Source organism: Priestia koreensis (assembly GCF_001274935.1).
Lineage (GTDB): Bacteria > Bacillota > Bacilli > Bacillales > Bacillaceae_H > Bacillus_AG > Bacillus_AG koreensis.
In genome coordinates this window covers 13,342-29,133 of sequence record NZ_LILC01000015.1, presented here as the reverse complement: position 1 = coordinate 29,133, position 15,792 = coordinate 13,342, and the positions used below count along the sequence as shown (strand labels likewise).

The 15,792-nt window shown below is 39.5% G+C and carries 16 protein-coding genes; 1 reads left to right on the top strand and 15 read right to left on the bottom strand.

Annotated elements, in window-relative coordinates; genetic code table 11:
• Positions 1-6: 6 nt before the first annotated feature.
• The 10 genes from rplI to AMD01_RS12670 all read right to left on the bottom strand — a co-directional run bounded on the left by rplI (position 7) and on the right by AMD01_RS12670 (position 9,296).
• Positions 7-453: a 50S ribosomal protein L9 gene (rplI, locus tag AMD01_RS12715; protein WP_053401807.1), complete on the bottom strand. Its 447-nt coding sequence runs from the start codon at positions 451-453 to the stop codon at positions 7-9.
• A complete protein-coding gene (locus AMD01_RS12710; RefSeq protein WP_053401806.1) occupies positions 450-2,423 on the bottom strand; it encodes a DHH family phosphoesterase in 1,974 nt (657 codons plus the stop codon). The genes rplI and AMD01_RS12710 overlap by 4 nt, the downstream gene beginning before the upstream one ends.
• Before the next feature lie 58 nt (positions 2,424-2,481).
• A complete protein-coding gene (locus tag AMD01_RS12705) occupies positions 2,482-3,417 on the bottom strand; it encodes a YybS family protein (RefSeq protein ID WP_245638943.1) in 936 nt (311 codons plus the stop codon).
• Positions 3,418-3,629: 212 nt separating this feature from the next.
• Positions 3,630-3,869 carry a 30S ribosomal protein S18 gene (gene rpsR / locus AMD01_RS12700; RefSeq protein WP_053401804.1) on the bottom strand — a complete coding sequence of 80 codons (240 nt, stop codon included), beginning with the start codon at positions 3,867-3,869 and terminating at the stop codon, positions 3,630-3,632.
• 60 nt (positions 3,870-3,929) lie between these two features.
• The gene (ssb, locus tag AMD01_RS12695) at positions 3,930-4,442 is read right to left on the bottom strand and encodes a single-stranded DNA-binding protein (protein ID WP_053401803.1); all 513 of its coding nucleotides are present in this window, start codon (positions 4,440-4,442) and stop codon (positions 3,930-3,932) included.
• Positions 4,443-4,494: 52 nt separating this feature from the next.
• Entirely contained in the window at positions 4,495-4,782 is a 288-nt protein-coding gene (rpsF, locus tag AMD01_RS12690; protein ID WP_053401802.1) for a 30S ribosomal protein S6, read from the bottom strand.
• 120 nt (positions 4,783-4,902) lie between these two features.
• Positions 4,903-6,003, bottom strand: a complete 1,101-nt coding sequence (ychF, locus tag AMD01_RS12685) for a redox-regulated ATPase YchF (RefSeq protein ID WP_053401801.1) — start codon at positions 6,001-6,003, stop codon at positions 4,903-4,905.
• A gap of 90 nt (positions 6,004-6,093) precedes the next feature.
• Entirely contained in the window at positions 6,094-8,118 is a 2,025-nt protein-coding gene (locus AMD01_RS12680; protein WP_053401800.1) for a molybdopterin-dependent oxidoreductase, read from the bottom strand.
• 79 nt (positions 8,119-8,197) lie between these two features.
• On the bottom strand, positions 8,198-8,395 hold the full coding sequence (locus AMD01_RS12675; RefSeq protein WP_053401799.1) for a DUF951 domain-containing protein: 198 nt from the start codon (positions 8,393-8,395) through the stop codon (positions 8,198-8,200).
• A 25-nt stretch (positions 8,396-8,420) separates the two neighbouring features.
• Complete coding sequence (locus AMD01_RS12670; RefSeq protein WP_083446539.1) at positions 8,421-9,296, bottom strand: mechanosensitive ion channel family protein; 876 nt, start codon at positions 9,294-9,296, stop codon at positions 8,421-8,423.
• A gap of 413 nt (positions 9,297-9,709) precedes the next feature.
• Between AMD01_RS12670 and yyaC the strand changes: the two genes are divergently transcribed.
• Positions 9,710-10,333 (top strand): spore protease YyaC, encoded by a 624-nt coding sequence (gene yyaC, locus AMD01_RS12665; RefSeq protein ID WP_053401797.1) that lies wholly within the window; start codon positions 9,710-9,712, stop codon positions 10,331-10,333.
• 29 nt (positions 10,334-10,362) lie between these two features.
• On the opposite strand, the gene AMD01_RS12660 is transcribed toward yyaC, so the two are convergent.
• The 5 genes from AMD01_RS12660 to mnmG all read right to left on the bottom strand — a co-directional run bounded on the left by AMD01_RS12660 (position 10,363) and on the right by mnmG (position 15,767).
• A complete protein-coding gene (locus AMD01_RS12660; RefSeq protein ID WP_053401796.1) occupies positions 10,363-11,220 on the bottom strand; it encodes a ParB/RepB/Spo0J family partition protein in 858 nt (285 codons plus the stop codon).
• Positions 11,192-11,974: a ParA family protein gene (locus AMD01_RS12655; protein ID WP_053401795.1), complete on the bottom strand. Its 783-nt coding sequence runs from the start codon at positions 11,972-11,974 to the stop codon at positions 11,192-11,194. The genes AMD01_RS12660 and AMD01_RS12655 overlap by 29 nt, the downstream gene beginning before the upstream one ends.
• Positions 11,975-12,092: 118 nt before the next feature.
• Entirely contained in the window at positions 12,093-12,896 is an 804-nt protein-coding gene (noc, locus tag AMD01_RS12650) for a nucleoid occlusion protein (RefSeq protein ID WP_425415138.1), read from the bottom strand.
• Between the two features lie 238 nt (positions 12,897-13,134).
• Positions 13,135-13,851: a 16S rRNA (guanine(527)-N(7))-methyltransferase RsmG gene (rsmG, locus tag AMD01_RS12645; protein ID WP_053401793.1), complete on the bottom strand. Its 717-nt coding sequence runs from the start codon at positions 13,849-13,851 to the stop codon at positions 13,135-13,137.
• 26 nt (positions 13,852-13,877) lie between these two features.
• Positions 13,878-15,767, bottom strand: a complete 1,890-nt coding sequence (gene mnmG, locus AMD01_RS12640) for a tRNA uridine-5-carboxymethylaminomethyl(34) synthesis enzyme MnmG (RefSeq protein WP_053401792.1) — start codon at positions 15,765-15,767, stop codon at positions 13,878-13,880.
• Positions 15,768-15,792 lie beyond the last annotated feature (25 nt).

Below are 15,792 nucleotides of genomic sequence, written 5' to 3'. Positions count from 1 at the left end.
AAATTATTATTGCTCTGATACATGAACTTTAACTGTCGCCGTTACTTCAGGATGAAGCTTAACAGGAACGTTTGTGAATCCCAATGCGCGAATTGCATCATCCATTTCAATTTTGCGTTTATCTACTTTGATATTGTGCGTTTTCTTTAATTCTTCTGCGATTTGCTTACTTGTGATTGATCCGAATAGACGGCCGCCTTCACCAGATTTTGCTTTAAGCTCAACCGTTAGCTTTTCTAACGTTTCTTTTAGCTGTTTGCTTTGCTCAAGCTCTTCAACTGCTTCTTTTTTCTCTTTATTCTTTTGGCCTTCTAAAGCTTTGATGCTTGCGTTTGTTGCTTCTACAGCAAGGTTTTGTTTTAGTAAGAAGTTTTGAGCATAGCCGTCTGATACATTTTTAACTTCGCCTTTTTTACCTTTACCTTTAACGTCTTTTAAGAAAATAACTTTCATGATTTTTTTCCTCCCTCTAAATACTCATCAATGACTTGTTTTAATCTCTCTTCTGCTTCATCTAATGTTATATTTTGAAGCTGTGTAGCGGCATTTGTCAAATGTCCTCCGCCTTGTAAGCTCTCCATGATAACCTGAACATTCACGTCTCCGAGAGAACGTGCGCTAATCCCGATTCGATTATCATTTCGTTTTGAAATAACAAACGAAGCGACTACTCCGCTAATCGAGAGCAGTGTATCTGCCGCCTGTGCAAGCAGTACTTGATCATAGCTTTCAGACTCTTCCCCTCTAGAGATCGCAATGCCCGTTTTGTAAATATGCGCTTTTTCAATGAAACGTGCTCTCCTCACGTACTGATTAACATCTTCTTTAAGGAATTTTTGCACGAGCACTGTATCAGCACCTTGAGAACGTAAAAACGATGCTGCATCAAACGTACGTGATCCTGTGCGCAATGTGAAGCTCTTCGTATCGACAATAATTCCTGCAAGTAAAGCTGTCGCTTCAAGCATATCGATTTTAAATCGCTTTGGCTGATATTCAAGCAGCTCTGTCACAAGCTCTGCGGTTGAAGAGGCATAAGGCTCCATATATACGAGTAAAGGATCCTCAATAAACTCCTCAGCGCGACGGTGATGGTCGATAACAACAACATTTTCTACTTTGTTCAGTAATCGATCTTCAATAACTAATGAAGGCTTGTGAGTATCTACTACTACAAGCAGCGTATCTTCACTCACTAGATTCAGCGCCTCATCAGGTGAAATAATACGCGACCATAGATCAGAGTCTTTTTTAATCTCTGCTAATAAGCGCTTCACACCCTCATCAAGCTGCTCCGTATCTAGTACGATATAGCCATCTTTTTGGTTAACCTGGGCTACTTTTAAAATCCCAATGGAAGAACCGATTGCATCCATATCAGGATATTTGTGACCCATTACCATGACTTTGCTGCTTTCAGACACAAGCTCTTTTAAGGCATGAGAGATCACACGAGCACGAACCCTCGTACGTTTCTCCATCGGATTCGTTTTTCCACCATAAAACTTTACTTTCCCGTTTGTTTGTTTGATGGCTACTTGGTCTCCTCCCCTACCTAGGGCCAAATCTAAACTAGATTGAGCAAGGGCACCTAGTTCAGGTAAATTAGAAGATCCAATTCCAATCCCAACACTTAAGGTTAAGGGAATATTGTATTTTGACGTCTCTTCACGTACTCGATCTAAAATAGAAAACTTACTCTTCTCCAAATGAATCAAAATTTGTTCATTTAAAATCGCAATAAATCGGTCAGATGACGTACGCTTAATAAACAACCCATACTCTTGACCCCAGCTATTAACAAGAGACGTCACTTTGCTATTTAAATTACTTTTTAACTGATCGTCCATTCCCTGCGTAAGTTCATCATAGTTATCTAAAAAGATAACGCCTAAAACTGTCCGTTCATCTTCGTATAGCTTTTCGATTTCTACTTTTTCTGTTACGTCGAAAAAGTAGACCAATCGCTCCTCACGCTTTAAAATCACATTAAATTTGCGTTCATGAAGCGTAAAAACATCATTATCTACTTCTTGCTTAATAAGAGGAATGAGGCTTTCAGCGACATCATAGAGAGAACGCCCAACTAACGTATCTTCATTAAAACAGGATGCAAGGAATGGATTCGTCCATTCAATCTGATAGTCATCATTGAACAGCATAATTCCAATAGGCATTTCCATCAATGCCTCTTCCCCAACCTTTTTCAAGCGATGAGAGAGCATCGAAATATACGATTCTAATTCATCTGACATTAACCGTTCCAATTTTATATATAATACTAACGCTCCTATTAGTAGGACCACACCCACCACTCCAATGATCCAGTGATGGTACGCGACGATAGCTACTAAAAGAACCGCAAAACCGTACAGCAAATAAAATGGATAGCGAATAATGTTCTTTTTTGTAAAGACAGGCATCCATTTCAGCTCCTACTCTTCAAGTTAGCAATGTTCTTATGCTACTAAATATGTTGGTTTATTTAGGACTGTGTCTACGACGTAAATTAAACCCTAAATCAATTATACCCAATATGCGGACGATTTGAAGAAGTAAAGGGATGAAAAATGAGAAAAACATCAAAATAATCGGAATAAAAATCGGCATCTTTTTCTGCTTAAAAAATGAAAAGATTACCGCAAATCCCTGTAACAAAATTAAAATCTGTAATAAAAAGGCCACGTTATTAATAGCCATAAACATAAAGGACCCATCAGGAAATTGAATAAATGACAATAAGATTGAGATCAGATAAAACCATAGAATAATTCTTGGAAGCTGAAACTCCGAAAAAGGTCCCATTCGCGGAACGTCATGCTTTAAACGCTTTAAAATAGGACGAGCAACTATATGGTTCAAGAAAGTTAAAAGCATTCCGAACAGCAACATCATGGATGGCAAGATATATTTCATATCATTGAACTGTTTTTTCAACATGGCAATCTGCTTTTCTTCTTCTGAACGAATTTGCCCTGGTCCAATCTGACCGATAAGTCGCTGTGACTGATTAATGGATTGGTCTAAAGACTTGTCCATCAATGCTTGAAAATCAACATGAAAAAGCGACTTTGCAACAATAAAAAACAAAACTAGGTTTAAGCAGTATACAACCGTTCCATTCACTAAAGCTGCATAGCCACTTTCTTTCTTCTGATAAAAATATCCGAGCGTAATTCCACCTGTACCAGCCATAAACGTCACCGGTAGCGACAGAGGTGAAAGTAATACAGTCAGCAACAAGCTTGCGACTAACAATAGCAACGATTTCTTCCAATGATGGCGCATCGTATAGAAGATAAACGGTAGCGGTAATAGCAACATCACTATAATATTAATTACAGGTATGTATAAAGATATAAGAAGCATACACATATAGATTGCAAGCATTAGCGCACCTTCGGTTAAATAACGCATTCCCTTCACATTTCCACCTCATACATTCATTAGACTATTTCCTATTTTATCTATTCCAGACCTTATAATCAAATGTTACAGAAACTCGTCAAGAAAACGTCAATCTTATGCGTAAAAATGACGTATGAGGAGGATATATATTGATTCATGATCATATTCTATAAGGGAGAATAAAAAAAGACACTCATGTAAGAGTGTCTTTTTATAAACTATTATTCGCCTGAAACATATGGCAATAATGCCATTTGACGAGCGCGTTTAATAGCAATTGTTAATTTACGTTGGTATTTAGCGCTAGTACCTGTTACACGACGAGGTAAGATTTTACCACGTTCTGAAACGAACTTTTTAAGTAAATCTACATCTTTATAGTCGATGCGAGTAATACCGTTCGCTGTGAAGTAACAAACCTTACGGCGTTTTGCGCGTCCACCTCTGCGTCCTCCAGCCATTATAATACCTCCCTTTTATTTGTTATTTCAAAGATATACTCATACGTATAAGATCGATTCTTAGAATGGTAGATCGTCATCAGAGATGTCGATTGGCTTACCATCGTTTGCAAATGGATCATCATCCACACGTGTATAACCTTGGTTGTTTGAATTACGGTTCTGATCTTGTCCACCAAATGGATATCCACCTGAACCACCTTGATTTCCACTAGCAGCGTAATTATTATTACGTGGTGCTTCGTTTCCACCAGTTCTTGGTTCAAGGAATTGTACGCTTTCTGCTACAATCTCAGTGATGTAGACTCTTTTACCATCTTGACCTTCAAAGTTTCGAGTCTGTACACGACCGTCTACTCCAGCCAAGCTACCTTTTTTCAAAAAGTTTGCGACGTTTTCAGCAGGGCGACGCCATACCACACAGTTGATAAAGTCTGCTTCACGCTCACCTTGTTGGTTAGTAAAAGTACGATTCACTGCTAACGTGAAAGTTGCTACAGCTACTCCATTTGGGGTATAGCGTAATTCAGGATCTTTTGTTAATCGCCCAACTAGAATTACGCGATTCATCATCAGAACCACTCCTTCAGGAATTTAAAACTCTATTTATTTAAACGATTATTTATTAAGCTTCTTCACGTACTACGATATGACGAATGATGTCTTCGTTGATCTTAGCAAGACGGTCGAATTCTTGAATCGCTTCGTTACCAGCCTCTACTTTTAAGATCATGTAGTAACCGTCACGGAAATCGTTAATTTCGTAAGCTAAACGACGTTTACCCCACTCTTTAACGTTTTCGATTGTTGCACCGTTATCTGTTAAGATACCGCCGAAACGATCTACTACAGCTTTTTTAGCTTCATCCTCAATGTTTGGACGGATGATATACATAACTTCGTATTTTTTCATCCTTGTCACCTCCTTTTGGTCTAAACGGCCCTTAATGGGCAAGGAGCAATATAACTATTACTCACAAGTAAGAAGTATATCACACCTATATATCGAAATCAATATTAGTTACAGTAAGAATTAGACATTAAAGCGGAAGTGCATAACATCTCCGTCTTTTACTAAATATTCTTTACCTTCTAGACGGACTTTTCCTGCTTCTTTCGCTGCTGTCATGCTACCACTCGTTACTAGATCGTCATAAGCAACCGTTTCTGCACGAATGAATCCACGTTCGAAATCTGTATGAATAACTCCTGCACATTGTGGAGCCTTCATGCCTTTACGGAACGTCCATGCGCGCACTTCTTGCTCACCTGCTGTGAAATACGTTGCTAGACCTAATAAATGATAAGAAGCACGAATTAATTGATCTAATCCAGACTCTTCGATTCCTAACTCTTCTAGGAACATTTCTTTTTCTTCGCCTTCAAGCTCAGCAATTTCAGATTCAATCTTCGCACATACGACGATAACTTCTGAGCTGTCTTTTTCAGCGTATTCACGCACTTTTTGTACATATGGATTGTTTGAAGCATCTGCTACTTCATCTTCTCCAACGTTTGCTACATAAAGCATTGGCTTCACTGTTAAAAGGTGAAGACCTTTTACAATGCGCATTTGCTCATCTGTAAACTCTAATGCACGAGCTGGTTGCTCTGCTTCTAAGCCAGCTTTTACTTTTACAAGCACTTCATGCTCATAAACAGCATCTTTGTCTTTTTGTTTTGCTAATTTCGCCACGCGATCAACGCGCTTATCAACTGTTTCCAAATCAGCTAAAATTAACTCTAAATTAATCGTTTCAATATCAGCGATTGGATCTACTTTACCAGATACGTGTGTAATGTTATCATCTGCAAAACAACGTACTACTTGACAGATCGCATCCACTTGACGAATGTGTGATAAGAATTTGTTTCCTAGTCCCTCACCTTTACTTGCACCTTTTACAATTCCCGCAATGTCTGTAAATTCAAATGCTGTAGGGACCGTTTTTTTCGGGTTTACAAGCTCCGTTAATTTCTGAAGACGTTCGTCTGGTACTTCTACAATTCCAACGTTCGGATCGATCGTACAGAACGGATAGTTCGCAGATTCAGCCCCCGCTTGTGTAATTGCATTAAATAAAGTTGACTTTCCGACGTTTGGAAGTCCGACAATTCCAGCTGTTAATGCCATATATATTCCACTCCTCTATGTTTACCGTAAACAATTTAACCTTTCCCAATTATAGTGAGTCAAGGTTGAAAAAACAAGCCTAATCAATTCCTAATTATTAACACTTACACTCTCTACTTTTTTAATTCCCACTAAACAATCGTACAACGTGCTCCCTAACCCATTATCTGATTCTCCGTTCGGTGTAAGTAGATTCACACTTCCCCCGAACCGCTTCCATTGACCTTCGTCTACATTGATCGTTCCTGGATGAGCAATCTTCATGATCTTTACTTTCCCTTTGAGCGTTCCTCGGTCATTGAACAATTGTGCCGTATCTCCTTCTTCTAGACCCACATCAGTAGCCACGTCTTGAGATACTTCAATCTTTACTTCCTGCAATCCTTTGATAACAGGGTAATGCTGTGAATGATTTGAGCGCATCGGATGAATCGATAATAATTGATAAGGAAACTTACGTGCTAACTCCATGTTAGAAGCGGAAGATTCCTCGGGAAATAATAGCTGTAATTTCCCATTGTATCCCTTTTTTTCTCCTAACGTTGAAGTGAATTCATACTTACCACTCGGTGTCTTAAATTCGTAGGTAGACCACGGAACATCTTTAATAGGTAGTAAAAGGTGCTTTTCTTCTTTTAGTCTGTCGAGCGTAATGCCGTGATCCTTCAGCTTACTAAGACCCATCTCTAAAAACTCATCGACTGTGTAATCAAACACCTCTCCAAATCCAAGGCGCTTGGCAAGTTCTGTCCAAATCCATCGATCGGACTTTGCTTCACCTGGAGGCGTTACAGCCGCTTCCCCGTAGTTCATATAGCCGTGATACATAGATGCATAATAAATGTCTGTTTCCTCAAATACAGTCGTTGTCGGAAGAACATAATCAGCGAGCGCTGCTGTATCTGTCATAAACTGATCAATCACCACAAGCGTATTTACTGATGAGAAGGCTTTTTCGACAAGGTTCGTGTTCGGCACTTGCGTAACGGGATTTCCACATGTCACCATGATCATTTGAATTTCCGGATCGACCGCCTCTAATATCCCTTCCGCCTGCTTCATCATGGTAAAACTGCGCTTCTTTTGTTTTCTTTCAGGTAGTGTTAACGCATTTGAGTTAAAGCTTTGACCAACTTGAAGGTTACCAAAGTTCGCTCCCCCACCTTGAATGCCGATGTTACCACTCACTGCAATAAGCGCATCAATTAAACGAATCGTATTTCCACCATTTTTGTAGCGTTGCATACCAAGCCCTAGATAAGTAGTCACTGGACGTTCTGCATAGAGCTCTGCTAATCCCGTGATTCGGTCGTGTGGAATCTCCGTCATGTTCACGATCTCTTCCATACTAATCTCATCTACTAGAGCAACAAGATCTTCATAGCCGATGGAATACTGCTCGATAAAATGATGATTCTCCAAACCTAGGCGCCTTAGTTCCTTTATAATACCGATCGCTAAAATACCATCCATACCTGGTTTAATTGAAATATAATCGTGGGCAATCTTCGCTGTCGCATTATAGATAGGATCAATGACCGTTAGATGGATTCCGTGCTTTTTCGCTTCTTGAAGGTGTTGAAAGAGGTGCATGTTCGTTCTCGCAACATTCCGACCCCAGATGACAACGTGCTTACTGTGATAAATATCGTGCGGAGAATGGCTGTAGGAATCCCCAAAGTCCCATACCTGCGCCTCAATGCCCGCTCCCCAGCAAATACTACCTGTCAGTTCTGTCACGCCACCATAGCTGTTAAAAAAGCGTTGATCTAAATTTTTGAGCAGGCCGTTATTTGCATAATCATGGCTGTGCAGGACAGCTTGACTACCATATTTCTTTTTAATATCCGCCATCTTTTCTGCAATTTCCGCCAGTGCTTGCTCCCAAGAAATTTGCACAAATTGGCCGTTGATTTTTTTCAATGGATGAAGAAGACGATCAGAAGAATTCGCACGTGTTTCTAACGCCCTTCCCCTTCCGCAAATTTTCCCCTGCGTGATGGGATGGTTGGCATCCCCGTCCACTTTTATTACTTTATTATTTTCAACTGTTACATGAAAACCACAGCTGTCCCAGCAGTTCAAAGGACAAGACGATATAACCTCTTTTTTCACTATGCTCACCTCAACTATATATCACATGGATTATTCATTTTAATTTAGTATAAGTGAAAGCAAAAAAAAATGCATGAGGTTATTCCTCATGCTTAACTAACACCTTTTTCATTTTTCTCGCAAATTCTCGGCGTGGAATCATTACGCTATGTCCACAACCTTCACACTTAATTCGAATGTCCATTCCCATTCGAATAATTTGCCAGCGATTTACTCCACAAGGATGCGCCTTTTTCATTTCCACTACATCTTTTATACCGAATTCTTTTTCAATCATCATGATCTCCCTTTCAATCCTCTATCTAGCCATTATCTTTTACGTTAGGGGCATACTGCTCTTGGCCTGGTTTGTTATACATAGCCATACGCGGAATTGGAATTTCAATTCCATGCTCATCAAGACGCATTTTAATTTCTTTCCGAATTTCCCTTGCCATATAAAAATGACGCATTGGTTTAACTTCACTTACGACACGCATGACTACTTCCGACGGACCAAAGCTTTGAATACCTAAAAGTTCTGGAGGTTTCACCATATCTTCATATTTGTCTGGTAACTCTACAAGTAAGTCTTTAATAATTTGTTCAGCACGTTCGATATCTTCGTCATAGGAGATATTTACATCAACAAAAGCGGTGCTATTATGGAGCGAAAAGTTAGTGACTTCGTTAATATTCCCATTTGGTAATATATGTAATTCTCCTGTCCAACTTTTAATCTTTGTTGTGCGTAAACCAATTTCTTCGACCGTTCCTTCAAAATTCGTGATACGAACGTAATCTCCTACTGAGAATTGATCCTCAAAGATAATAAAAAATCCAGTGATGATATCGCGCACTAAGTTTTGGGCACCAAATCCGACCGCTAATCCGACAATTCCCGCACCAGCAAGTAGAGCTTGCACCTTAATACCAAGCGCTTCTAAGATCATCATGAGAGCAACAAAATATACGATGTACGACAAAACATTGTGAAGTAGCCGAATAAGAGTCGTCTCTCTCCGTTCAGAAATACGCAAAGGGCTTTTGCTTCTCATTTCAAAGATTTTCTGAAGGGCACTCTTTCCGACTTTAATACAAACACTGGCTAAAATGATAATCAGTAAAATCTTTAAAGCTCCTTCTCCTATTTTCGACCAAAGAGCTTCATTTAAAAATTTCTTCTGTAAGGACTCCATGACTCCTAGACTAAGTAGCAACATCATTCTGACCTACTTTTCAATATTTTTTAATTATAGAGCTTATTTTAACAAGATTTATGCATAATTTGTAGTTATTCATAATAGCATGATAAAAAAGAGAGGTTGTCCACCTTTCGTTTACTTAGTTATTCGATGAAAAAGGTTCAACTATGCGAAAATCGGTTATAACAAGCAGTAAGAGTAAAAGAACTTGTACGTATAATATTAGAATAACTCATTTCTCATAAAATTCATTCCATTCTTTTTTGGGCATATACATAGTGGATTGCTCATGCTCTTTCAATCGATCTCAGGGTCAATCTCTACCTTCTTAAATTTTCTCACTTTTAATGTATAGATCTTCCATAAAATTCGTATACTGTTAGTATTATTTAAAAGGAGTGGATCCTATGAATCTAAAATCCTCCTTTGTAGGAAAAAAGGAGCTAGGCGTTCGTGTGCTTCATGATGATCTAGATGCCACTACAACCCTATCGCAGAACTTAGTTAGTTTGCTTCCTGCCTTGTATGAACGAAATATCGTTATTGTATGTATTGGTACAGATCGATCAACAGGAGATTCATTAGGACCACTAGTCGGTACAAAACTAAAAGAAAAAGGCCTCACTTCCTTTCATGTCTATGGAACACTAGAAGAGCCGATACATGCCATTAATTTAAAAGAAACGGTTCAACGTATTTATCAGATGCACCAAAATCCTTTTATTGTCGGTATTGACGCTTGCTTAGGACGGATGAAGAGTGTCGGAAACGTCTGTATTGGAACAGGTCCTGTAAAACCCGGAGCAGGCGTGAACAAAGAATTGATACCTGTGGGAGACATCCATATTACAGGAATCGTAAATGTGAGTGGATTTATGGAGTTTTTTGTTTTACAAAATACCCGGCTGAGCCTAGTGATGAAGATGGCAGATCTTATCGCAGACAGCTTAATCGAAGCTAGTACTACGATGCAGCAAACGTATTCCATTCAACCTTTTTCACCTTTAAAACGTTTCTCAAAATACAAATAACCCTTGATCTTAGTGATCAAGGGTTATTTTTACATTTCTTCTCTACTTACACGTAGTAGCTCTAAAAGACGATCGAGATCTTCTTTTGAGAAAAATTCAATCTCAATTTTACCTTTTTTCTTCGTTTGTTTAATGAAAACGGAAGTACCAAGGCTTTCACGCAATACAGCCTCGCTTTGACGAATAAATACATCTTTTTCAGGCTTTTTGTTCTTGGTTTCACGTGAAACACTCTGATTAAGAGAAGAGACAAACTCTTCAAGTTCTCGTACACTCATTTTTTCCTTCTGAACTTTCTCAGCAATAGAAACAATTAATGTTTTATCTTTAATGGATAGCAACGCTCGGCCATGACCCATTGTGAGTTTACCATGCGAAATCCAATCTTGAATTTCTTCAGGAAGGGTAAGTAGCCTCAAGTGATTAGCAATATGAGGGCGACTTTTTCCAAGTCGTGCCGCTAGTTGCTCCTGAGTCATATGAAGCTGCTCTATTAACGTCTGATATGCCATAGCTTCTTCAATTGGCGTGAGATCCTCACGCTGTAAGTTTTCTAAAAGTGCTAACTCCATCATTTGCTTTTCAGAGAACTCTTTCATTACAACAGGAACAGTTGATAATCCTGCTTCCTTTGCTGCTCGGAACCTTCTTTCTCCCACAACAATCTCAAAGCCCTTAATCGTTTTACGAGCAATAATTGGCTGTAAAATACCGTGCTGCAGGATGGATTCCTTTAATTCCTGAATCGCTTCTGGATGAAAAATCTTTCTTGGTTGATAGGGGTTAGGCCTTAAATCAGTCACGCTAATCTCTTGAATAGTATCTTCGCTTTTTACATCTAAGCCTGAAAATAACGCATTAATGCCCTTCCCTAATCCTTTCGCCACTATATATCACTTCCTTTGCGAGTTCCGTGTAGACATTTGCTCCACGTGACTTTGGATCATACAAGATAATAGGTGCTCCATGACTCGGCGCTTCACTCAAGCGTACGTTTCTCGGAATAATCGTACGATAGACATGATCCTGAAAATATTTCTTTACTTCCTCTGTTACCTGTAGCCCCAAATTTGTGCGCGCATCCAACATCGTAAGTAAAACTCCTTCAATACGCAAATCTGAGTTTAAATGTTTTTGCACTAAACGTACAGTATTTAATAATTGACTCAGCCCTTCTAACGCATAGTACTCGCACTGTACAGGGATAAGAACAGAATCAGCAGCTGTTAATGCATTGAGTGTTAATAATCCTAAAGATGGCGGGCAATCAATAATAATATAGTCATAATCGTTCCGCACCTTTTCGAGCGCTCTCTTCAATCGAACTTCTCTTGAAATAGTGGAAACTAACTCAATTTCCGCTCCGGCTAACTGAATCGTAGCAGGAATAATAGACAAGTAATTGACGCCTGTTGTACAAATCACTTCTGATGCATCAGCATCTTCCACAATAACATTATAGATACAAGCATCTACTTCTGCCTTATCAATCCCTACACCGCTAGTGGCGTTTCCTTGAGGATCAGCGTCTACCATTAATACTTTTTTCCCCTGGTGAGCCATACAAGCTCCTAGATTTACTGCAGTTGTCGTTTTACCAACTCCGCCCTTTTGATTTGCAACGGCGATAACTTTCCCCACGGTGTGACCACCTACCCTTGTTTGCATCAATCTTTTCTTGCAAAATTGAAGGAATATTTAGATTTTTATTTCCTTGATAAAAAACCCCCATCCATTTCGATGAGGAATAGTTTATCGTTTATTTCTTTGGAATTTTAATTGTAATTTGATAATATTCATCAAACTCTTCTTCTTCAGAGTTAATACTGAGCCCACTATCCGTGACCATCGTCAATGATTGACGGATCGTATTCATAGCGATGCGCGCATCTTTACTAAAAGCCTTTCGCTTGGCTTTTGGCTTTTTCACAGGCTTCTCTATCAAACTCGTTACTCGATCTTCTGTTTGTTTTACGTTGAGGTTCTTTTCTAAGATTTCTTGTAGCACGGCTTCTTGCCTTTCAACATCTTTTAAAGGAATCAACGCACGAGCATGACGCTCCGTGATAAGCTTTTGCATAATTGCTTCTTGAATTGTAGAAGGTAATTTGAGTAAACGAAGCTTATTGGCAATGGTTGATTGACCTTTACCAAGACGCTGAGCAAGCGCTTCCTGAGTTAAATTATGTAACTCGAGTAATTTAGCATAAGCTAGTGCTTCTTCAATTGAAGTGAGTTCTTCTCGCTGAAGATTTTCGATCAGGGCGACAGAAGCTGTTTCTGCATCATTAAATGTTCGAATGATCGCAGGTATATGCTCCCAGCCTAGTGTTTGGACTGCGCGCCATCTACGTTCTCCAGCAATTAATTCATACTCGTCGTCTGAAATAGGACGAACCACGATCGGCTGAATGATACCATGGGTACGGATTGTAAGAGCCAGTTCGTGAATTTTATCCTCGTTAAATACATTACGAGGCTGATAACGGTTTGGAGTAATACTCTTTACCGCGATCTCTTTTACTTCATCCCTAATTTCTTGTTCCTTACCTTCTGGTTCGATTTCTCGATCATGATGCTCTATATCATCCGTTCGATCTTTTAAATTAAAAAAACGTGAAAAAGCAGATTTCACAGTTCTACACCACCTTCAGGAAAATCCCACCATAAATAAGTTCGATATGTCATATTGATCTCCTGCTTTTAATTGATAAAATTTCGTGAGGGAAGAAGAGGCTATACGTCCTTTTCTTCTTCTCCCACGACAAAAAAATCGTTAAATGAAGCAAAACAATAGCTAACTATTCGAGTGGAGCCTTGATTGGTGTACCTGGTTTTCGAGGATATTTTTTAGGTGTTTTCTTTATCTTGTTAATAACAGCGATGTAACGATCACTTTTCTCCATTGGAAGAGTTAAATGTTCCACGCGCTCTACCTTTCCACCTAAAGTCGTGATTGCTTTTTGACCAATTTCCAATTCTTCTAGAGCTGATGCTCCCTTCATGGCAACAAACTGACCATTTTCTTTTACAAGAGGTAAGCAAAATTCACTTAAAACGGAAATACGTGCTACTGCACGAGCTGTGACGACGTCAAACGCCTCACGAATTCCCTCTTTGCGCCCAAATGTCTCGGCACGATCATGACAGAGCGTAACATCACTTAAACCTAATTCAGTTACGAGGTGATTCAGGAATGTGATTCGCTTATTCAAAGAATCCACGATGGTAACGTGAAGATGAGGGAAGCAAATTTTTAGTGGAATACTAGGAAATCCTGCTCCTGCCCCTACATCGCAAACTGTTTTGACATTTTGAAAATCGTAGGAAAAGGCAGCCGTTACAGAGTCAAAAAAGTGTTTTTCGTACACGCCTTCTTCGTCCGTAATCGCCGTCAAATTCATTTTTTCGTTCCATTCTACTAAAATTTCAAAGTATTTTTTAAATTGTTGAAGCTGATGAGAAGAGAGGGAAATACCCTTCTCTTCTAACAGCTGTTGAAATTGTTCTTGGTTCATATCTCTTCCCTTTCTATACCTATGATTTACTCATTTGATACTTTAGCAATTTTCCCTTGCTCGATATATACAAGTAAAATCGAGATATCCGCCGGGTTTACACCTGAGATACGTGAAGCCTGAGCGACTGTTAAAGGACGAACTTGCTTTAATTTTTGACGCGCTTCGGAAGCAAGTCCATTAATTGCATCGTAATCGATTTGATCAGGGATTCTTTTATCTTCTAGCTTTTTCAAACGCTCTACTTGTTGCAGCGACTTTTGAATGTAGCCTTCGTATTTTGTTTGAATTTCAACTTGTTCCGCAACGTCCGAATCAATCTCACCATCCACAGGAATAATATGGGCAATGTGTGAATAATTCATTTCAGGACGTTTCAACAGATCCGACGCACGAATACCGTCCTTCAATTCGCTTCCACCCGCATCTTTAATGATTTCTTGAACCTCTGAAGTCGGCTTGATGATAATGCCTGCTAAGCGCTCTTTTTCAGCCTCAATCGCTGCTTTTTTACTTTGGAACTTGTCATAACGCTCATCAGAAATAAGACCTAAGTCGTATCCGATTTCTGTTAGACGTAAATCTGCGTTGTCATGGCGAAGTAATAAGCGATATTCCGCACGAGAAGTTAGCAAGCGGTATGGCTCGTTTGTTCCCTTTGTGACAAGATCATCGATTAGCACTCCAATATAGGCATCAGAACGACCTAAAATCATTTCTTCTTTATCGAGAGAACGACGACCTGCATTGATACCGGCTACGATACCTTGACCAGCTGCCTCTTCATAACCAGATGTTCCATTAATTTGACCAGCAGTGTATAGATTTTTAATAACTTTTGTTTCAAGCGTTGGCCATAACTGTGTTGGAACAATGGCATCATACTCAATAGCATATCCCGGACGCATCATTTGGACATTTTCCAATCCAGGAATTGTGGATAAAATGTCGCGCTGAACGCTTTCAGGTAAGCTTGTAGATAACCCCTGAACGTAAACCTCTTGTGTATTACGTCCTTCTGGTTCTAAGAAAATTTGATGACGCGGCTTATCGTTGAAACGAACAACTTTGTCTTCAATAGATGGGCAATAGCGTGGACCTGTTCCTTTGATCATTCCTGAGTACATCGGAGATAGGTGCAAGCTATTATCGATCAATTGGTGAGTTGTTTCATTTGTATATGTCAACCAGCAGGGAAGCTGATCAGTAATGTACTTCGTTGTTTCGTATGAGAACGCACGTGGAACATCGTCACCAGGCTGAATTTCTGTTTTACTATAATCAATAGTACTACTGTCAACACGTGGTGGCGTTCCTGTTTTAAAACGAACCAAGTCAAATCCTAGCTCTTCTAGATGCTCGGATAGGCGTACTGACGGTTGTTGGTTATTTGGACCACTTGAATATTTTAGTTCTCCTAAAATAATCTCTCCGCGCAGGAAGGTACCCGTTGTAATAACGACAGTCTTCGCTTTAAATACTGCTCCTGTTTGAGTGACCACACCTGTACAAACGCCGTCCTCAATAATTAAGCGCTCAACCATTCCTTGCATTAGCGTTAAATTTTCTTCGTTTTCCATCGTCTTCTTCATTTCATGCTGATAAGCAAACTTATCTGCTTGTGCACGTAATGCACGAACCGCAGGACCTTTACCTGTGTTCAACATTCTCATTTGAATGTGTGTTTTATCAATGTTACGGCCCATTTCTCCACCTAGTGCGTCAATTTCACGTACGACGATCCCTTTTGCAGGTCCACCTACAGAAGGGTTACAAGGCATAAATGCGACCATGTCTAAATTAATTGTGAGTGTAAGGGTTTTGGCGCCCATGCGAGCAGAAGCAAGCGCTGCTTCAACTCCGGCATGTCCAGCTCCAATGACGATTACATCATATGAACCAGCTTCATATTGCATGTTCAACTTTACCTCCCTTAATATA